The organism is Geodermatophilus sp. DSM 45219 (genome assembly GCF_900104025.1).
Classification (GTDB): domain Bacteria; phylum Actinomycetota; class Actinomycetes; order Mycobacteriales; family Geodermatophilaceae; genus Geodermatophilus.
Genome location: NZ_FNIQ01000001.1, coordinates 242,380 through 260,379 on the forward strand (window position 1 = coordinate 242,380; position 18,000 = coordinate 260,379).

Here is an 18,000-nt window from a genome sequence, read left to right on the forward strand (position 1 = left end):
CGTCGTCATGATCACCTAGGGCGGACCGCAGCACCAGTCAGGTCGCCTGAACGGTTGCCCCGCCGCTGCACGTACACGGGACGCGGCGAACGACCTGTCCCAGAGTGGCCGCTTTGGGACATTCGGCCGGCTCGCCGTGAGGGCTGCAGAGACAGTCAGACCCGCACGCCGACACCACCAACACTCCATTCCGCGTCATGCAGCGAGAGCGCTTTTATTGGCGACGTGCCAAGGCTCGCTTGCTCACGGCGTTCGCAGTAGGGCTGGTAGCCAGGCTCATTCTCTGGTGGGTGGAGGACGTCGGAGTCGAGCTTTTTGTCCGTCTTATCCCTTCCGTAAGAGTCAGCAGCTCCGCTCAAAGATGACCATGGAGCGCTGGCCGTTACGGAACTCTGCCACGGCGAAGTCAGAGTAGTCACCGTGAGGCCGTGGCCGCCCTTCGAGATAGGGCAACGCCTGCTCCTGAAGCGGCCTCCGCTCGGCCAGTGGGACGCGGCTCGGTTTGTCAGGCCCGTAGCAAAGGAGCACCTGGACATCGGCTGACCACAGGAGGCGCTCGATTCGCTGCAGTGAATGGCTCCGACGCAGCCGGACAGCATGAAGAGCACGCCCACGGCCAGCGTCGGAAGCGTCCTCATGCTCTTGCTGTGTCCTCCTAGTCCTCGATGACGTCGAGTCCCTGCTCCCGCAGCAGCGCCAGGTGATCCAGCATCCCCTTCACGACCTGCGGGTCATGGCCCTGCCAGCTGTCCACCTCGCCGACGACGCGCAGCGGATGGCGGGTGCGGTAGGACTGCGTGGGGTTGCCGGGGAATCTCTTGTCGGTCACGTTCGGGTCGTCCTCGAAGGGGCCCAGGGGCTCGACGACGTAGATGCGTCCCCGCTCCGCGATCCCGGCCAGCGCGGTCGCCAGCTCTGCTCCCCAGGCGGCTGTGTCCACGAGCGCGGTGAAGTAGACGTGGTTCGAGACCCGGCCCTGCTGGAAGTTGGAGCCGTAGCCGGGGACCAGCACATCGCCGGCCTCGAGCGCGGACCTCGTCCCGTGGTAGAAGGGTCCCCTGATGTGCTCGCAGCGTCCGTAGGTCACGGGGACGTGGGTGCTGGTGTCCTCGCCCATTCCCGACTCCTCCTCCCACACCACGGTCAGCCGCCGCCGCTGGACGGGCACGGCTCATCCATCGTCACCGCAACGGCGACGAGGCCGGCAGTGCCGGGTGGCAGTGGACGCGCTCGGGGCGACAGCCTGCATCACACCGTCACCGCACGGGAGCCCGTGGGTGTCACGGAGTCGGTGCTCGAGGACAGCGGCCGACCTCGCGCTGGGGTCGTCGAGGTCCCTCCGACCCCGTGACCAGTCCCTGCCAGGAGACGCCGGACACCGGCGGCCCGTCCAGGTGTGCAACCGTGCACGTCCTGCGGGTCTACGGTGCGGCCCTCCTCGTGCCCGGACTCCCCATCGGGATCCTCGTCTGGAACGTCGCCGGCTTCCGGGCGGAGGACGGGTCCGCGGGACTGCCGGCCCTCGTGGCCTCGGGTGGGATCGCGGCCGCCCTCGCCGTCACGTTGGTGGGCACGTTGAGTCTCCTCAGCGAGCGCCGGACGGGAGCAGGGTACGGACTCGGGCCCCGCCAGTCCTCGACGGTCGTGGTGCGCGGCGGCCCCGACCTGCCCTTCCGCGTCGAGGTCGCCTTCCTCAGCCTGCCTGCCGAGATCCGGCACGCCGATGGGGACGCTGGTCGGTTCGCGGCCGACACCGGCTGGAGCTGGGGCAGTTCCGGTGAGCACGTCACCGTCGAGCTGCGCGGAGACCCCGCGCATCCCGAGGCCCGGATCTCCAGCCGTCCGCGGAGCCGGCTGTTGTCCTTCGACCACGGACGCGGGCGGCGCAACACCGACCGTGTGATCGCGGCGATCCAGGACTGGACGTCGCGGCGCAGCGAGCAGGACGGCGGGTGCACGCGTCGCACGTCCGCCTCCAGGAGCCCCGTGGTGGGCCGCTCGGGACACGCGACCCGCTGCCCGCGCTGCACCGGCCAGGGTGGTGGTCGGCGGCCGCGCTGTCAGTCCGCGAGCTCGGCCAGCCGCTGCTTGAGCGCCCGCTCCACCCGGTCGGCGTGCACGTTCATGTTGCGCACCGAGGTGCCCAGGTCCGCGGACAGCTGCGTCTTGGTCTGGCCGCCCCAGGTGGTCAGGTACCACGTGGCCCAGCCGAGGACGTTGGGTTGGCCCGCCCGCTGGTCCGGCCGCGCGTCGGGGTCCGGCGCGCAGGCCGCGGTCAGCGCGTGCGACAGCAGCGTCTGCTCGGCCTCGCCCATGATCTCGTCGGGCGCCTCGTGGGTGTCCGGCAGCATGATCTCGGTGGCGTCCGGCCCGACGCCGTCCAGGGACTGCAGGTTGCGCAGCCCGTTGAGCGTCGCCACCGTCTGCGAGTTGCGCCGCAGGGTCGCCACGCTCTGCCCCATGTAGGCGGCGAGCTCCTTCTCGCTGGGCCGCCGCTGGTGCTCGGCCAGGAAGGCCGCGACCGCCTTCTGCTGCTTGTGCTCGGTGTCGGCGGCGGTGCGGCCGTGGGCGTTGCGGCCCAGGTCGTGCACCCACTTCGACAGCTGGGTGGCCAGGAACGCCCCGAACGGGACGCCCTTGCCCTCGTCGAACTGCCCGACGGCCTTGAGGATCCACTCGCTCACCTGCTGGGTGAGGTCGTCGGGGTCCGGCAGGTGCAGCCGGATGGTGCTCATGTTCCGCTGCAGCCGCTTCAGGCTGACCGGCAGGTAGTGCCGGCAGAGCTCGTCGAGGAAGGCCGGCGGCAGGTCGCGCGGCGCGCGGCGGCGGACGTCGGTCTCCGCGCGCAGCCCCACGGTCACCGTCTCCTGCCCGGCGCACCACGCCCTGACCCACTCGGCCAGCACCGAGGCCGTGCCGCAGGCGCCGTCGACGCGGTAGAGGCCGTCGCCCTGGTCGTAGCTGACGGTGACGCCCTCCGGCAGCGCGGCGCGGAACTGCTCGAGCGGCAGCTCGCGGTCGGTCCGGAAGTGCACCCGGTCGCGCGGCGTGATCGGCGCGAGGGCCCAGCCCTCGGCCTCGGGGACGCCGCCGAAGACCAGCGGGGCGCGGCCGCGTGCGGCAGCGGGGGTGTCGTCGACGGGGGTGGCAGTCGGGTGGTTCACCGGGACTCCTCGGCGCTGTGGGGAAGACGTGGCCGCGTCGGGCGCCGCGGAGGACGCCCGGGAGTGGATCAGGCGGGGATCTGCTCGGCCGGGACGGCGGCCTCGGCCGCCGGGCCGGCGGCGAGCCGGACCATGAGGTCGGCGGCCGCGGCGCGCTCGGCGTCGCCCGGCTCGACGGTGTAGACCGGCATGTGGTCGTACAGCGTCGTGAACACCGAGCTGACGAAGGCGTAGGCGGCCTGCGCCTGCGGCGAGAAGCGGGCGACGGCGGCCCGCGGGCCGAGCTCGACGCCGACGGTGACCCGCACGACCCGGTCGTCCTTGCTCAGACCGGTCAGCGTGAAGGACACCGCCGGGTGCGCGCCGGCCAGCTCGGCGAGGGCAGCCAGGCAGCGCCGGGTCGACCCGCGGCGCGGGCGCAGCTGCACGTGCACCACGACGGTGTCGGATCCCGCGGCGGAACCGACGACCGTGGCGAGCTGGCCGCCGGACTCGGTGATAGCGCTGTGTTGCATCGTGATCGCCCCCTGTGACGTGCTTGGGGCAACTCTCGCGCATCAGCGACCCGGGGACGCCCACAACTCTCGCTGTGCCATACGCAATGTCAGGGCATCTCTTCGGCAGGTCTTGCCTGTGTCGATCAGCCGCAGGAGCACGCCGGTGCGGTGCTCAGCAGAATCCCACAAGAGCCGGGGGTGGTGCCCCGGCCAGTTCTGTCAGCCTCGGGGTGCCTCCGGGGCCGGCTCGCGACCGGCGGGCACGGTCGCGGCGGCAGCGGGGGCCGGCGCGGCGTCCCCGGCCGGCTCGGGCACGGTCGCGGCGGCCGGTGCCTGCTCGGCCGGCGCGGCCGATGCCTGCTCGGCCGCCGTGGGCGCGAAGGAGGCGAGCGCGCCGAGCGTGTCGGCGGTGACCTGGGCGGCGAGGAGGTTGGCCTCGGCGATCTGCCGGTAGACCTCCTCGCGGTGGATCGTGACCTCGCGCGGGGCCTTGAAGCCGAGGCGGACGGTGCCGCCGCGGACCTCGACGACGTGGACCTCGATGTCGTCGCCGATGCGGATGGTCTCGCCGACGCTGCGGGTGAGAGTGAGCACGTGTACCCCTCCGTGGGTGTGGTGTGGCCGTCCTTGGCGGGTGGGCGGGTGATGGCCCAGTGGGTGGGCGGGTGATGGCCCAGTGGGTGGCCCGTGCGGGCCCGGTGGCGGCGGACCAGCGGTCCGCCTCCTGGGTTATCGGCGCAGGGGACGCCGGATGGGATGAGATCCGTCGAGCAGCACGACCTGGGCGGAACGCCAGTTGGCCGGGTTGACCACCAGCGGGGCGCGCAGGTTGGCCGTGGCCGCGGCCGGGCCCTCGGCCGGCACGGTCACCAGGCAGTACAGGCGCGCCTCCGCGGGGTCGACGAGCTCCAGGTCCAGGCACACGGCGGCCGGCAGGACCGGCGCGTAGTCCGGGAAGTAGGTGCCCGGATCGACCGCGATGAACCGTGGGCCCTCCGGCGCCATCGACTGCAGCCAGAACAGCCGCCCGTCGCCGTCGGCGGTGACCAGGACGTAGTCGCGGTGGTCGGGGAACCCCGGCAGCGCCTCGGTCATCGTCAGCAGGGGCAGCGTCGCCACGGCGGAGAGCGTCACCGGAGGAAGTCCAGGAGCGTCGGCTGGATCACCTGGGCCGTGGCCTGCAGGGCCGCCTTGTACCCGACCTCGGTCTGGTTGAGCTCCATGATCGTCCTGGCCAGGTCGATGTCCTCGACGTCGACCAGCTGCGAGGCCAGGGTCAGCTGCAGGTCGGTGTTAACCTGGCCGGCCGCCTCCATCCGCGCCGACCGGGCGCCGACCGATGCCGCGGCACCGAGCAGGTCCTGCAGCGCGCCGTCGAGCGCGTCCAGGTCGCCCGCGAGCGCACCGGTGTCCCCCACCACGTCGGCGGCGATCCTCCCGACGATCGCGAACAGGTCGTCCGGGGAGGCGCCGAAGGCCTCCGGGCCGGTGATGTCGATGCGGACCGAGTCGGCGTCGGACACCCGCCGGGTCATCCCGACCACCTCACCGTCGGGCTTGGCCGGCACGCCGACGTAGGTGCCGGTGCCCGGGTCGTAGGCGGTGCCGTTCTGGGTCGGGCCGCCGAACAGCGGGCGGCCGTTGATGCTGGAGTTGGCCACGCCGATGAGGCTCTCGCGCAGGGCGGCGACCTCGACGCTGATGGCCTGCTGCGAGCTGGTCGACGCACTGCCGGTGTTCATCGCCTTGACGGTCAGGTCGCGGATCCGCTGCACCTGGTTGATCGCGGTCGTCAGCGCGGTGTCGGTCGCGTCGAGCCAGCTCTGCCCGTCGGAGATGTTCTTGGCGTACTGCTGCACGGCGCTCTGGTCCTGCCGCAGCTGCAGCGCCTTGTTGGTCCCGGTCGGCGAGTCCGACGCCGTGCTGATCTGCTTGCCCGAGGTCAGCTGCTGCTGCAGTTTCATCACAGCCGATTGCTGGGCGTTCAGGCCGAGCAGCGCGGTCTGGGTGACGGCGCGGTTCGTGATGCGCATCAGGTCACCGCCCCACGAGGCCGGTGCGCATGAGGGTGGTCAGCGCCTCGTCGATGGCAGTCACCATCCGGGCGGCCGCGCTGTAGGCGTGCTGGAACGACATCATGGTGATCATCTCCTCGTCGAGGTTGACGCCGGACACGGACTCGCGGGCAGCGTCCACCTGGGTGGAGATCACCTTCTGGACCTGCACGTCGCGGGCGGCGACGGAGGCCTCGACACCGAGCGAGACGATCAGCGCGCGGTAGGTGGCGTCGACGCCGCCCTCCTCGAGGCTCAGGTCGAAGAACGCCTCGGCGTTGGCGCCGTCGGCCGACGCCTGCCCGCCGATGTCGGCCGGGTCCGTGGCGGCCGCGGCGAGCAGCAGCGGGTCGGAGATCCGCAGGCTGATGTTCGAGGCGTCGACGTTGGCGGGGTCCCCGGCGCCGTCGTCCATGAGCAGCTGCGCGGCACCGGGGTCGCCGTTGGCGTCCCAGCCCTGTGCCTGGACGGCGTTCAGCTTCTGCACCAGGTCGCGGGCCAGCGCGTCGAGCGACTGGCGGTAGGACGGCAGCGTCGTCGACAGGGCGGCCAGCTGACCGCCGGCGGTGCCGCCGACCGGCAGGGTCGTGTCGCCCGGGTCGGTCACCAGCCGCGGGGCGCCGCCCACGCCGCCCGGCGAGTCGGCGCCGGCCACCCGCAGGTTGAGCACCGAACCGCTGGCGACGAGCGTCGTGCCGCCGACGATGACGTCGACCATGCCGTCGGAGGCCGGCACCGTGGTCGCGCCCACCTTCCCGGCCAGTTGCATGACCAGCAGGTCGCGGCGGTCGGAGAGCTCGTTGCTGGGCAGTCCGGACCGCACGGCCTGGCGGATCTGGGTGTTGAGGTCGGCGATGGACGCCGACGTCGAGTTCACCTCGGCGGCCAGCGCCACCACGGTGTCCTGGGTCTGGTGCCACTGCTCGTCCAGGCTGGCCGCGGTCGTCCGGATGCCGGCCGCGAGCGTGTCCAGCCGCTGCAGCACCTGGGTCCGCGCGCCGACCTCCTGCGGCTTCTGCGCGTTGGCCAGCGCGCTGAAGCCGGTCCAGACGTCGTCGAGCATGCTGCGGATGCCGGTGTCGCCCGGCTCCCGGAAGGCCGCCTCCACCTGCGCCAGCGCCTCGCTGCCGGCGGTCAGCTCCGCGGTGCGCGCGGACTCGACCTGCCCGCGTCGCTCCAGGAACACGTCGCGGATGCGGATGACCTGGTCGGCGTCGACGCCGTTGCCGACCGGGCTGCTCACCGAGTGGATCGCCGGGACGGCGGTCCCGCCCATGGCACGCAGCTCGACCCGCTGGCGCGAGTAGCCGTCGGTGTTGACGTTGGCGATGTTCTGGCCGGTGACGTCGAGCCCGCGCTGCGCCGCCCACAGCGCCGTCCGGGCGGTGTTCAGACCGCCGAAGGTGGAACTCACAGGGCACCGTCCAGGGTGACCGCGCGGTGGCCGCGCTCGTCGCTGCGCCCGGTCGACCCGTAGGTGCCGGCCGCGGGGGCCTTGACCGACAGCAGCGCGTCGCCGATGGCGGTCAGCCCACCCTCGATCAGCTCGCGGTTGGCGTCGGACAGGCCGCGCAGCTCGGTCACCAGGACCAGCAGCGTCTCGTGGTGCTTGGCGTACAGGTCGCCCCACGGGGCCGGTGCGGCCTCCGCGAGCTTGCGCAGCGACGGGTTCACCCCCACGCCGAGCCGCTCGGCGAGCACCTCGGTGGCCGCCGCGCGCTCCACCTCGACGGTGCGCAGCTGGTCGAGCACGACCTCGATCTCGTGCGCGATCCGCGACAGCCAGCGGCTCTTGCCCGTGACGATCAGGTACTGCTTCTCCTCCGCCTTGAACAGCAGCAGGTCCAGCAGCTCCTGCTCACGCCACAGCAACGTCGACAGGTGCTGGTAGTCCACGCGCCCCACCGCCCTTCCCTACTCCCCGGGGCAGGCATCCGTGCTGCCTGCGGGTTCTCGAAGAGCAGCTTCGGCATCCCCGGGAGGGCCTTGAGCCGAGGTGCTCAAGTCCGGGCGGGGTCGTGCCGAGGAGGGGGTGCCGTCGGGGCCCGAGGCTGCCGAGAGAAGGGACGTGAGCCCATCGCGTGCCCAGGCGCCCCTGCGGTCCAGTGCCACCGCCGCGCGCCTCCCCTCCGCTGCGACCGCCGGCGTGCCCGTCCGGCGGGACGTGCCGCGGGACGTCGACGCCCTCGTGACCGAGCACCTGCCGCTCGCCGCGTTCGCGGTCAACGCGGTGGCCTCGCGCATCTCCCTGCCCGCCCACGTCAGCCGCGAGGACCTGCTGTCCTGCGCGCGGGTGGCGCTGGTCGAGGTGGCGCGGCGGTTCGACCCGTCGGCCGGGGCCTCCTTCGCCACCTACGCCCTGGCCCGGCTGCAGGGCGCCGTGCTCGACGAGCTGCGCTCCGGCGACTGGGCCAGCCGCTCGGTGCGCGCCGCCGCCCGGCGCACCGACGCCGCCGCCGACGCCCTCGCCATCCAGCTGGGCCGGCCCCCGACGCGGGAGGAGCTGGCCGCCAGCCTCGGCATGGCCATGAGCGACCTGGACACGCTGCAGGTCGACGTCCACCGCGCGGTCATGGTGAGCATCGACGCCGAGACCGGCCCCGACGGCGGCTCGCTCGACCTGCCCGACACGGGCGAGTCGCCGGAGCGGGCACTGCTGCGCAGCGAGCGCTCCCGGTACCTGCAGGAGGCGATCCGCCAGCTGCCGGACCGGCTCGACGAGGTCGTGGAGCGCAACTTCTTCGGGGGCGAGTCGCTCACCGACATCGCCGCCGACCTCGGCGTCACGCTGTCGCGCGTCTCCCAGATGCGCGCCCGTGCCCTGACCCTGCTGCACGCGGCGATGAGCGAGGTCTGGGAGGGCCGGGCGGTGCCGGCCGACGGGGGCGTGCGCGCCCGCAACCAGCAGCGCTCCTACGTCGACCGCGTGGCCGGCCGCAACGCGCCGCCGGCGGCGGCCCCGCCGCTGCCCTCCCCGCGGACGTCGGCCGTCCCCCCGCACCGCAACCCGTGGGTGACGGCGACCGGCCGGAGCGCCTGAGCCCGGAACACGGTTGGACGCGAGAGCGCCCCGGGTCCTCGTCGAGGACCCGGGGCGCTCTGCTGTCCGGACGGCCGACCGTGACGGGCTCAGCCGCCGGCCGGCCGGCCGTCGACCGACCCGACGATCCGCGCCGGGTTCCCGATGACGACGGCGCGCGGCGGAACGTCACGGGTGACCACGGCGCCAGCACCGATCATCGCTTCCCGCCCGATGGTCAGGCCCGGGAGGATCGTGGCGTTGGCGCCGATTGATGCTCCCCGCTCCACCACCGTGGACGGGAAGAACGGTGGGTGGATCCGGCTCCGCGGAAAGGGGTCGTTGGTGAACGTGACGTTCGGCCCGACGAAGACGTCGTCGGCGAGCCGGGTGCCGTCCCACAGCTGCACGCCGCACTTGACCGTGACCCGGTCCCCGACGACGACGTCGTTCTCCACGAAGACGTGGTCGCAGATGTTGCAGTCCGCGCCGATCCGCGCGCCCGGTAGGACGTGGGTGAACGCCCAGATCCGCGTCCCGGGACCGACGTCGGAGGATTCGCAGAGCCCCCGGTCGTGGACGAAGTGGCCGGTCATCGCGCGACCGGCTGCGTCCGGGCGGCGGCGAGGTCCACGATCCACACGGGGACCCGCCCGCGGTGCCACGTCCCGGCCCGGGGGGCGACAGCGAGCCAGCTGTCCTCGAGCAGCGCTGCGGGGTCGTCGGTCGGCACCAGGTCGACGTCGATGTCCGGCCCAGCCGCGAGGGCCGCCTCGGCCAGCGGAACCACCGTCGCGACCAGCCTCGGGGCCACGGCCAGCACCAGGTGCGGCGCGGCGCCGGACGCCCGGACCTGCCGCAGCGCGTCGATCGTCGCAGCCACCTCGATCGGGTCCGGTGCGGGCGCCGCCAGGGCGACGGCGTGCGGCCGCGACCACACGTCGAGCTGCTGGCTGAGGCGGCTCAGGGCGACGGGAGCGTGCGCCCGCTCCGAGAGGGGACGGCCACCGTGCGCAGCGTCGCCCGTGTGCAGTTCCAGCAGCCGGGAGGTCGACAGGAAGGCGGCCTCGAGGACCTCCCCGGTGTACTCGGAGGCCGGCAGCGCGGAGAGGGTGCCGGCGGCCATCGCCAGGGCCTCTACGTGGGCCTGCCGCTCCTCGTCCGCGGCGGCAAGGAACCCCTGCCGCCGTCCCCAGTCGATGATGCGCGGCCAGTCGAGGGCCCCGCCCGCGAGAACCCGGGGGTTGGCGGTCTGCTGCAGGCCATGCCTGCGGAAGGAGCTCAGCGTCCTGGGTGTGTAGTAGGCCTTGCCTCTGCTCAGCAGCCGCAGCCACAGGGCGACGTCCTCGTTGGCGACGAGGGGCCGGCCGTCGAGCTCCACCAGATCGGCCGGATCGACGTCGGAACGGCGGAACAAGCAGGTGGACGGCTCGCCGATGATGTTCCGGCACGAGCTGAGAACAGTGTCACCCAGCTGACGCCCGTCGAGCAGGCCCTCGGTGGTGAGCAGGAGGGGACTGGCGCCCTCGATGGCGTGCCCCTCCTCGTCGATGATCGACCGGTGCGAGAACGCCAGCGTCACCGCGCGGGAGTGTTCGAGGCCGCCGACGAGGGTTGCGACGCAGTCCGGTTCCAGGAGGTCGTCGTGGTAGAGGAACTTGACGTACTCGCCACGTGCCTCCGTCAGCAGGCTCAGCGAGTTGCCCCAGGCCCCCCGCGCCGGCGCGTGGCGGAGCACTCGGATCCGGGAGTCCGTTGCCGCGAGCTCACGCAGGAGGCCCGCCGTGCCGTCGGTGGACGAGTCGTCCCCGACGAGGACCTCGATCGCCTGATGCGTCTGCGCCAGCGCCGAGCGCAGCGTTTCCCCGAGGAAGCGCTCCCCGTTGTATGTGGGGACCAGGACGCTGACCAGCGCCGCGTTCACGGCCGGAACGTCCGGATCGCATCGACGACCCGCTCCTGCGCGGATTCGGGCAGGTGGGGACCGATCGGCAAGCTGAGCACCTCTCGAGCGAGTGCGTCGGCGACCGGGAGGGCGGCGTCCGCGAGCGGGGTGCCCGCGAATGCCGGCTGCCGGTGCGGCGGCACGGGGTAGTGGATCCCGGTCTCGACCCCGCGGGCTGCGAGATGGGATCGGAGGGCATCGCGGTGCGGGGTGCGCACGACGTAGAGGTGCCAGACCGGTGTGGCCCAATCGGCGATCGTGGGCAACCGCAGGTCGAGGCCGGCCAGGGCTTCCTCGTACCGGCGGGCGATCTGCGCCCGGCGGTCGTTGAACTCCCCAAGCCGGGAGAGCTTCACCGACAGCACGGCGGCCTGGAGCTCGTCGAGCCGGCTGTTGTACCCGACCTCGTCGTGCCTGTACTTCTCCGTCGACCCGTAGTTGCGCAACGACCGCACCCGGTCGGCCACCTCCGGGTCCGAAGTCGTCACCGCGCCCCCGTCCCCGAGGGCGCCGAGGTTCTTACCGGGGTAGAAGCTCCACGCCGTCGCGTGCGCGAGGCCCCCGACCGGACGGCCGCGGAGGGTGGCGCCGTGGGCCTGCGCGGCGTCGTCCAGCACGGCCAGGCCGTGCCGCGCGGCCAGCGCCATCAGCGGGCCGAGGTCCACGGGGTGCCCGTAGAGGTGGACCGGCAGGATCGCCCGTGTGCGCGGGCCGACGGCTGCCGTCACCGCGTCGACCTCCCACCGCCCGGTCACCGGGGAGACGTCCACGGGAACGGGAACCGCTCCCACCTGGATGACGGCCAGCCAGGTGGCGATGAAGGTGTGCGAGGGGACGAGGACCTCCTCGCCCGGTGCCACGCCCAACGCCCGGAGACCCAACGACAGGGCGTCCAGCCCACTACCCACGCCCACGGCACTCCGGGCGCCTACCGCGGCGGCCCAGTCCCGCTCGAAGGTCGCCAGCCGCGGGCCCAGCAGGACGCGCTCGCCGTCCAGCACCCCGAGCAGAGCCGCCGAGAGTTCGGGCCGCAGCTCGGCGTGGAGGGCGGGGAGGTCCAAGAAGGGGACCGTCGAGCACACCGCGGTCACGAACCCACCTCCCGGGCCCGCCCGGCCGCCACCGCGAACTCGTCGTGATCGCGGTAGTAGTCGGCCTCCTCGTACGGCCTCGACGCCAGCACCAGGCAGACGCTCCCGCTCGAGAAGTTGGCCAGCTCGCGCCACACCATCCGTGGCACGTAGAGGCCGTAGTAGGAGCGGTTGAGGAAGAAGCGCTCGGTGTGCACGCCGTCGTCGACCAGGACGTCGAAGCTGCCGGCCGCGGCGATGACCAGCTGCTCCAGCTGCCGGTGCGCGTGGCCACCCCGGGACTCACCGCCGGGCACGTCGTAGAGGTAGTAGACGCGGGCGATGTCGAAGGGCACGTGCCCCGAGCCCTCGATGAAGGTCAGGTTGCCGCGGGGGTCGGTGATCCGCGGCAGGTCGACGATCCGACAGCCGGACGCCCCGGCGACCCGGGACGAGTCCATGTCGGCCCCGCGATGCCCCGGCGACCCGGTGAGCATCATCTCGGCGGCGCGGACGCCGGCGCCGTCCGGACGGGCCGGCCGCAGTCCGGTCATGCCCCGATCCGGTCTGCGCGGGTGCGGACCTCCCGCGCCTGACGCCAGGCGCCGGCCCACAGCTCGGCCGTGTGCTCGGTCAGGTGCTGCGCCAGGACCTGCTCGCGGGCGGCCGCCGCCTGCTCGCGCCGCCAGCCGGCGTCCTCCACGGCACGCGAGATCGCCGTGGCCCAGTCGCGGGGGCGCTTGGCGCGGTAGCCGAGGGCGAGCCGCTCGTACTCCGCACTCGGCGAGCGGACGGCGAAGACCCCGCGCGCGGAGTACTCCATGACCTTCAGCCAGCTCTTGCAGTTGTTGAAGGAGTCGATGCGCAGCGGCGCGACGCCGACGTCGAACCGCTCACCGACCGCAGCGGTGAAGGCGTCGACGTCCTCGACCCACGGGATGTGCTCCGGCTCCTCGGCCAGCCGCAGCCGGTGCTTGGCGTCGGCCGCCCCGCCCATGATGGCGAACCGGCTCCGGCCGCGGGTCCGGTCCAGCGCCTGCTGCAGCCCCGACCCCATCTCCTGCAGGTCGTAGGGGTGCGTGCCCACCGTGCCGGTCCAGCCGACCGTCACGACGTCGGGCTCGCGCTCGTAGGCCGGCGGCAGCTCGGCGATCCGCCGCGGGATGGCGTTGGGCACCACCGCGCCGTGCCCACGGGGGCCGTACTCCTCGAGCAGGTTGGGGGTGGACACGGTGACGAAGTCGGCCTCGCGGGCGCATGCCTCGGCGATCCGCCCCACGCCCCTGCGGATCAGCACGTCGTGGCCCTGGTGCCCGGGCGGCAGCGCGGTGAGGTGGTCGTCGAGCTCGACGACCACAGCGACGCCCTGGGCCTGCAGCAGCCGCAGGCAGTCGAGCATCTCCTTGGTCTTCGGCAGCTGGAGGACGACGACGTCGGCGCCCTGGGCGTCGACCTCGCGGACCACCATCGGCCCCCCGGGGTTCTCCGGGTCGGGGGCCATCGTGGTCTTCAGACCGCGCTGGACGGTGACCTGGATGCCCAGGTCGGCCTCCTCGACGGCCCGCGCCGGCTCGGACATGCGGTGGTAGAGGGAGCCGAGGAAGACGGTGGTGCACAGCAGCACGTTCATGGTCGAAGGCGTCCTCACGGCGCCCGGGTGCCGGGCGCGGGTTCGCGGGCCGCGCGGCGTGGCCGCGCGGCAGGGATCGGGGAACCGGGGTGCGTCCACCGGACGCTCGACCCCGCGGGCCCACCTTCCCGGCCCGGTGTGCCGGCCGGTCGTCCCTGGGTGGCGGACACGCCGCCCCGCGCACCGCACGTCACAGGCGCCCGCCCCGTCCCACGGCAGGGGTCGCCCCGTCGGGTGAGACGCCGCCGGAGATTTCTCGCCGTTCGCCTCAAGGTCAGCTCGCCCGCGGCCGTAATGACACCTGCAAGGCCGCAGCACGGATGCAGCGGTTACCAGGAACGACCCGATTCCAAGGAGGAACACCATGGGTCTGCGCGTCAACAACAACATCGCCGCGTTCAACGCCTACCGGAACCTGAACGTGACCGATGGCGCGATGAGCAAGTCGCTGGAGAAGCTGTCCAGCGGTCTGCGCATCAACCGTGCCGCCGACGACGCGGCCGGTCTGGCCATCTCCGAGGGCCTGCGCTCGCAGATCGGTGGCCTCAAGGTCGCCGTCCGCAACGCGCAGGACGGCATCTCGGTCGTCCAGACCGCTGAGGGCGCTCTCACCGAGACGCACTCGATCCTGCAGCGCATGCGTGACCTCGCGGTGCAGGCGTCCAACGACGGTGCCCTGAGCGACACGGACAAGGCCAAGGCCGACGAGGAGTTCCAGGCCCTGGCCAAGGAGCTCGACGACATCGCCGGCAAGACCACGTTCAACGGCACCAAGCTGCTCGACGGCAGCTACTCGTCGAAGTCCTTCCAGGTCGGTTCGAACGCCGGCGAGACGCTCGCGGTCACCGTCGGCGACATGAGCGCCTCGGCGCTGGGCGCCTCGGGCAACATCTCCTCGGCGGCCACGGCCTCCGCGGCGATCTCGTCCATCAGCGACGCCATCGGTGACGTGTCCACCGAGCGCGCCAAGCTGGGTGCGGTGCAGAACCGGCTCGAGCACAAGATCAACAACCTGAACGCCACCGTCGAGAACCTGGCCGCGTCGGAGAGCCGCATCCGCGACACCGACATGGCCCTGGAGATGGTGTCCTTCACCAGGTCGCAGATCTTGTCGCAGGCCGGTACGGCGATGCTGGCCCAGGCCAACCAGGGCTCGCAGGGCGTCCTGCAGCTCCTCGGCTGACCTGGGGCGCTGAGCGCCTGACCGCACAGCACCACCCGGTGAGGGGGGAGGTTCCGGCCTCCCCCCTCACCGGCGTACCGCCCCCGCTCCCCGACCCGCCTGGAGGAACCCCATGGTCAGCCTGAGCGTCGACGGCCTGGTCTCCGGGCTGGACACCACCTCGCTGGTCTCCCAGCTCGTCGCGGCCGAGGCCCTGCCGCAGACCCGGCTCAAGACGCAGCTGACCACCACGCAGGCCGCGGCGACCGCCTACCGGGCGGTCAACTCCAAGGTCGACGCCGTGCGCACCGCCGCAGAAGCGCTCACCGCCGACGGCCTCGCTGCCGCCCGGACGGCGAAGAGCAGCGCCACCTCGGTGAGCGCGAGCGCCACGTCGACCGCGGTCACCGGCAGCCGGCTCAGCTTCACCGTCGAGTCCCTCGCCTCGGCCGCCAGCTACCTGAGCGCCAGCACCTGGGCCTCGCCCACCACCCCGGTCCGCAGCCCCTCGAACCCGGACGGCACCGCCGCCCCGTCACCCTGGCCGCTGACGATCAGCCGCGAGGGCCAGGCCCCGGTGACCATCGAGCCGCCGGCCGGCGCGACCCTGGCGCAGACGGTCGCCCACATCAACGGCCTGGAGGACCTCGGCATCCGAGCCACCGCGGTCAAGGGCAGCGACGGCTACCACCTGCAGCTGAGCAGCGCGACCTCCGGTGCGGACGGCGACTTCACGGTCGCCACGGCGGCCGGTGCCCAGTTCACGCAGCTCTCCTTCGCGACCGACGCCACCCTCGACCTCGGCGGCGGCATCAAGGCCACGTCGTCGACCAACACCTTCGCCGAGCTGATGACCGGCGTCTCGGTCACGGTCACCGAGCGGGGTGCCGCTGCGGTCGTCGAGGTGGCCGAGGACCCCAAGAGCGTCTCCGCCAAGGTGAAGACCCTCGTCGACGCGGTCAACTCCGCGCTCGACTCCATCAAGACCCACAGCAACAGCGAGACCGACAGCAAGGCTGTCCTCAAGGGCGACTTCGAGCTGCGCACGCTGACCAGCGAGCTGCTGCAGAACGTCTCCAGCGCCGTGAGCGGCGCCGGCTCCCCCGGCGCCATCGGCATCGAGCTGACCCGTGACGGCACGGTCGTGTTCGACGAGACCACCTTCCTGGCCGCGCTGGCGTCGGACCCCGACCTCGTCGAGCGGATGCTCGCCGGCGCGCCGGCCGACCCCACGGCCGCGCCGCCGGTGACGGCCGTCGACGGCCTGAGCCAGCGCCTGCAGAAGCTGACGGAGCGGTTCGCGGACTCGACCACCGGCACCCTGACGCTGCTGGCCAAGGGCCGCGACGCCCTCGCCGAGGACTTCAAGGACCGGATCGCCGACTGGGACCTGCGGCTGGCCACGCGCAAGGAGACCCTGACCCGCCAGTTCACCGCCATGGAGACCGCGCTCAGCTCGCTGCGCAACCAGTCCACCTGGCTCGCCGGTCAGCTCAACGCGCTGCCCAGCTCAAGCTGACGCCTGCCCCGCCGAACCTCTCTGTACCACCGCTTCCCCCAGGAGACCGCCTGATGAGCACCGCCTCTCTCCGTTCCCGCTACCTCGGCGACTCGGTCGCGACGGCGTCCCCGCAGCGGATCCTCGTCATGCTCTACGACCGGCTGGTGCTCGACCTCGAGCGTGCCGAGCTGGCCCTGGACGCCGGCGACCGCGCCGAGGCGGCCGCGCAGATCCAGCACGCGCAGGACATCGTCTTCGAGCTCCGCGAGAGCCTGCGGGTCGAGGCGTGGGAGGGCGGGCCGCGGCTGGCCTCCCTCTACAGCTGGATGATCACCGAGCTGGTCCAGGCCGGCGTCAAGCGCGACCGCAACCGCGTGTCCGCCTGCCGGCAGATCGCCGAGCCGCTGCGCGACGCGTGGCGGCAGGCCGCCGCCACGCTCACCACCACCGCATGACCACCGGCCGCTCCCCGGCGGCCGGCGGCGAGGCGTCCCGCGACTGGGCCACCGTCCTCGACGAGCTCGAGGGCGAGGTGCTCGCCGCCGAGGCGACCCTCCGGTCCGACCGGCACGACGAGATCGCCGCCTGGGGCCGCCGCGCCGAGGACTGGGTCGCCCCGTCGTCGTCCCTCGGCCCGGTGCCCGCGGACCTCCGCGAGCGCGCCGCCCGCCTGCTGCAGCACCAGCTCGCCGTCGCCGAGGAGCTCGTCGAGCGGATCATCCAGTCCCGCCGGCAGCGCGACGTCGCCGCCCGGATGTCCTACGGCCCGGCCCGCCCCGAGGCCTCCTACGTCGACCGGGCCCTCTGAGCGGCCCACTCGCAGCCCCTCCCCCGCCCCCCGTGACGCCCCCGGCGTCCGGGGGGCGGCGGCGTTCCCGGGCCCGTCGTCCCCAGCTGCCTTCCGCGCGCGAGAGGCACCTCCCCGGCCGGTGACGCACCGCGAGTCACAGTCGACACGTCCATCCCACCGGCGTACTCCGGCCACTCCCGTGGGGGGTTGCCGGTCAGGGGGCCCGGCGCGCGTGCCGATGACCCCAGAGCACGGAAAGCGCACCTCTCGCCACGGATCGGCGGACCCCGCACTCGCTCGCGAGTGCCTCCTTGCGTACCCCGGAGGCCGATCGTGTCCCGTTGCCCTGCCCGAGGGACGTCCCTGTGATCGGGGACGTCACCTCCACGGCCCTGCACTCCGCGCTCAACGGGCTCGCCCAGCGGCAGCGGGTGACCGCCGACAACATCGCGAACCTGCAGACCCCCGGCTTCCTCGCCGGCCGCGTCGACTTCGAGACCGGCCTGCGCGGCGCCCTGGCCAGCGGCTCGACCCAGACCGCCGCGGGCGGCACGGTCCGCCGGTCGATGGAGCCGACCCGCATGGACGGCAACAACGTCAACCTCGACGCGGAGACCGTGATCGCCACCGAGACCGGGCTGCGCTACCAGCTGGCCCTCAACGCCCTCGACGGGAAGTACAACGTCATGCGCACGGCCCTGAGGACCAACTGATGAGCACGTTCGACTCGCTCGGCATCTCGGGCTCCGGGCTGCTGGTCCACCGCAAGTGGCTGGACGCCGTCTCGGACAACATCGCCAACATCAACAACGTCACCTCGACCGACCAGGACGCGTTCCAGGAGCGGCTGATCGTGGCGCAGGCGGTCGACTACGGCTCCGGCGAGGGCGGCGTCCGCGTGGCCCGCGCCGAGTACGGCAGCGCCGAGGGCCGGCTGGTCCACGAGCCGGACCACCCGCTGGCCGACGCCAACGGCTACGTGCGCTACCCGGACATCGACCTGGGCGACCAGATGACCCAGCTGATCATGGCCCAGCGCGGCTACCAGGCGAACCTCGCCGTCGTCGAGCGCGCCACCACCGCCTACCAGGCCGCACTGCAACTCGGGAAGGGCTGATCGGTGGCCGAGCTCGCGAGGACACGGATGAACAGAGCACCCCAGGGCATG

At 72.8% G+C, this 18,000-nt stretch carries 19 protein-coding genes and 1 pseudogene; 7 read left to right on the top strand and 13 right to left on the bottom strand.

Going from position 1 to position 18,000, the window contains the following annotated elements:
• Positions 1-655: 655 nt before the first annotated feature.
• The 8 genes and pseudogenes from arr to BLR12_RS01225 form a co-directional block, all read right to left on the bottom strand.
• Positions 656-1,117 (bottom strand): NAD(+)--rifampin ADP-ribosyltransferase, encoded by a 462-nt coding sequence (arr, locus tag BLR12_RS01190; RefSeq protein WP_091372376.1) that lies wholly within the window; start codon positions 1,115-1,117, stop codon positions 656-658.
• 943 nt (positions 1,118-2,060) lie between these two features.
• Positions 2,061-3,164 carry a sigma-70 family RNA polymerase sigma factor gene (locus BLR12_RS01195; RefSeq protein ID WP_091372379.1) on the bottom strand — a complete coding sequence of 368 codons (1,104 nt, stop codon included), beginning with the start codon at positions 3,162-3,164 and terminating at the stop codon, positions 2,061-2,063.
• 68 nt (positions 3,165-3,232) lie between these two features.
• Positions 3,233-3,679 (bottom strand): hypothetical protein, encoded by a 447-nt coding sequence (locus BLR12_RS01200; protein ID WP_091372382.1) that lies wholly within the window; start codon positions 3,677-3,679, stop codon positions 3,233-3,235.
• Positions 3,680-4,081: 402 nt separating this feature from the next.
• A pseudogene (gene csrA, locus BLR12_RS25610) lies at positions 4,082-4,255 on the bottom strand (carbon storage regulator CsrA); the annotation flags it as partial.
• Positions 4,256-4,390: 135 nt separating this feature from the next.
• Positions 4,391-4,780, bottom strand: coding sequence for a flagellar assembly protein FliW (gene fliW / locus BLR12_RS01210; RefSeq protein WP_255363230.1), 390 nt, complete (start codon positions 4,778-4,780; stop codon positions 4,391-4,393).
• An 11-nt stretch (positions 4,781-4,791) separates the two neighbouring features.
• A complete protein-coding gene (flgL, locus tag BLR12_RS01215) occupies positions 4,792-5,694 on the bottom strand; it encodes a flagellar hook-associated protein FlgL (RefSeq protein ID WP_091372387.1) in 903 nt (300 codons plus the stop codon).
• A gap of 4 nt (positions 5,695-5,698) precedes the next feature.
• Complete coding sequence (gene flgK, locus BLR12_RS01220; RefSeq protein WP_091372390.1) at positions 5,699-7,129, bottom strand: flagellar hook-associated protein FlgK; 1,431 nt, start codon at positions 7,127-7,129, stop codon at positions 5,699-5,701.
• Positions 7,126-7,611 carry a flagellar protein FlgN gene (locus tag BLR12_RS01225; protein WP_176832297.1) on the bottom strand — a complete coding sequence of 162 codons (486 nt, stop codon included), beginning with the start codon at positions 7,609-7,611 and terminating at the stop codon, positions 7,126-7,128. The genes flgK and BLR12_RS01225 overlap by 4 nt, the downstream gene beginning before the upstream one ends.
• A gap of 250 nt (positions 7,612-7,861) precedes the next feature.
• Between BLR12_RS01225 and BLR12_RS01230 the strand changes: the two genes are divergently transcribed.
• Entirely contained in the window at positions 7,862-8,755 is an 894-nt protein-coding gene (locus BLR12_RS01230; RefSeq protein WP_255363231.1) for a sigma-70 family RNA polymerase sigma factor, read from the top strand.
• A gap of 89 nt (positions 8,756-8,844) precedes the next feature.
• On the opposite strand, the gene BLR12_RS25470 is transcribed toward BLR12_RS01230, so the two are convergent.
• The 5 genes from BLR12_RS25470 to BLR12_RS01255 are packed head-to-tail and all read right to left on the bottom strand — an operon-like array spanning position 8,845 to position 13,379.
• A complete protein-coding gene (locus tag BLR12_RS25470; RefSeq protein ID WP_091372399.1) occupies positions 8,845-9,330 on the bottom strand; it encodes an acyltransferase in 486 nt (161 codons plus the stop codon).
• Positions 9,327-10,658, bottom strand: a complete 1,332-nt coding sequence (locus BLR12_RS01240; RefSeq protein ID WP_176832298.1) for a glycosyltransferase family 2 protein — start codon at positions 10,656-10,658, stop codon at positions 9,327-9,329. The genes BLR12_RS25470 and BLR12_RS01240 overlap by 4 nt, the downstream gene beginning before the upstream one ends.
• Positions 10,655-11,740, bottom strand: coding sequence for a DegT/DnrJ/EryC1/StrS family aminotransferase (locus BLR12_RS01245; RefSeq protein ID WP_304440637.1), 1,086 nt, complete (start codon positions 11,738-11,740; stop codon positions 10,655-10,657). The genes BLR12_RS01240 and BLR12_RS01245 overlap by 4 nt, the downstream gene beginning before the upstream one ends.
• Before the next feature lie 26 nt (positions 11,741-11,766).
• Positions 11,767-12,303, bottom strand: a complete 537-nt coding sequence (locus BLR12_RS01250; protein ID WP_255363232.1) for a sugar 3,4-ketoisomerase — start codon at positions 12,301-12,303, stop codon at positions 11,767-11,769.
• On the bottom strand, positions 12,300-13,379 hold the full coding sequence (locus tag BLR12_RS01255) for a glycosyltransferase family protein (RefSeq protein WP_091372406.1): 1,080 nt from the start codon (positions 13,377-13,379) through the stop codon (positions 12,300-12,302). The genes BLR12_RS01250 and BLR12_RS01255 overlap by 4 nt, the downstream gene beginning before the upstream one ends.
• Before the next feature lie 364 nt (positions 13,380-13,743).
• On the opposite strand from BLR12_RS01255, the gene BLR12_RS01260 reads away from it, so the two are divergent.
• The 6 genes from BLR12_RS01260 to BLR12_RS01285 all read left to right on the top strand — a co-directional run bounded on the left by BLR12_RS01260 (position 13,744) and on the right by BLR12_RS01285 (position 17,949).
• Entirely contained in the window at positions 13,744-14,562 is an 819-nt protein-coding gene (locus tag BLR12_RS01260; RefSeq protein WP_091372407.1) for a flagellin N-terminal helical domain-containing protein, read from the top strand.
• 112 nt (positions 14,563-14,674) lie between these two features.
• Positions 14,675-16,060, top strand: coding sequence for a flagellar filament capping protein FliD (gene fliD, locus BLR12_RS01265; RefSeq protein WP_091372409.1), 1,386 nt, complete (start codon positions 14,675-14,677; stop codon positions 16,058-16,060).
• Positions 16,061-16,113: 53 nt separating this feature from the next.
• The gene (fliS, locus tag BLR12_RS01270; protein WP_091372412.1) at positions 16,114-16,497 is read left to right on the top strand and encodes a flagellar export chaperone FliS; all 384 of its coding nucleotides are present in this window, start codon (positions 16,114-16,116) and stop codon (positions 16,495-16,497) included.
• Positions 16,494-16,850, top strand: a complete 357-nt coding sequence (locus BLR12_RS01275) for a hypothetical protein (RefSeq protein WP_091372413.1) — start codon at positions 16,494-16,496, stop codon at positions 16,848-16,850. Before fliS ends, BLR12_RS01275 begins: the two co-directional genes overlap by 4 nt.
• A 347-nt stretch (positions 16,851-17,197) precedes the next feature.
• On the top strand, positions 17,198-17,545 hold the full coding sequence (locus BLR12_RS01280; protein WP_091372416.1) for a flagellar basal body rod protein FlgB: 348 nt from the start codon (positions 17,198-17,200) through the stop codon (positions 17,543-17,545).
• Complete coding sequence (locus BLR12_RS01285) at positions 17,545-17,949, top strand: flagellar basal body rod protein FlgC (RefSeq protein ID WP_091372420.1); 405 nt, start codon at positions 17,545-17,547, stop codon at positions 17,947-17,949. The genes BLR12_RS01280 and BLR12_RS01285 overlap by 1 nt, the downstream gene beginning before the upstream one ends.
• The last annotated feature ends 51 nt before the right edge of the window (positions 17,950-18,000 follow it).

What these genes read in the sequence shown, in the direction of transcription:
- arr (WP_091372376.1), bottom strand. Translation starts at nt 1,117, where the DNA reads ATGGGCGAGGACACCAGCACCCACGTCCCCGTGACCTACGGACGCTGC.
- BLR12_RS01200 (WP_091372382.1), bottom strand. Translation starts at nt 3,679, where the DNA reads ATGCAACACAGCGCTATCACCGAGTCCGGCGGCCAGCTCGCCACGGTC.
- flgL (WP_091372387.1), bottom strand. Translation starts at nt 5,694, where the DNA reads ATGCGCATCACGAACCGCGCCGTCACCCAGACCGCGCTGCTCGGCCTG.
- BLR12_RS25470 (WP_091372399.1), bottom strand. Translation starts at nt 9,330, where the DNA reads ATGACCGGCCACTTCGTCCACGACCGGGGGCTCTGCGAATCCTCCGAC.
- BLR12_RS01250 (WP_255363232.1), bottom strand. Translation starts at nt 12,303, where the DNA reads ATGACCGGACTGCGGCCGGCCCGTCCGGACGGCGCCGGCGTCCGCGCC.
- BLR12_RS01255 (WP_091372406.1), bottom strand. Translation starts at nt 13,379, where the DNA reads ATGAACGTGCTGCTGTGCACCACCGTCTTCCTCGGCTCCCTCTACCAC.
- BLR12_RS01260 (WP_091372407.1), top strand. Translation starts at nt 13,744, where the DNA reads ATGGGTCTGCGCGTCAACAACAACATCGCCGCGTTCAACGCCTACCGG.
- fliD (WP_091372409.1), top strand. Translation starts at nt 14,675, where the DNA reads ATGGTCAGCCTGAGCGTCGACGGCCTGGTCTCCGGGCTGGACACCACC.
- fliS (WP_091372412.1), top strand. Translation starts at nt 16,114, where the DNA reads ATGAGCACCGCCTCTCTCCGTTCCCGCTACCTCGGCGACTCGGTCGCG.
- BLR12_RS01275 (WP_091372413.1), top strand. Translation starts at nt 16,494, where the DNA reads ATGACCACCGGCCGCTCCCCGGCGGCCGGCGGCGAGGCGTCCCGCGAC.
- BLR12_RS01285 (WP_091372420.1), top strand. Translation starts at nt 17,545, where the DNA reads ATGAGCACGTTCGACTCGCTCGGCATCTCGGGCTCCGGGCTGCTGGTC.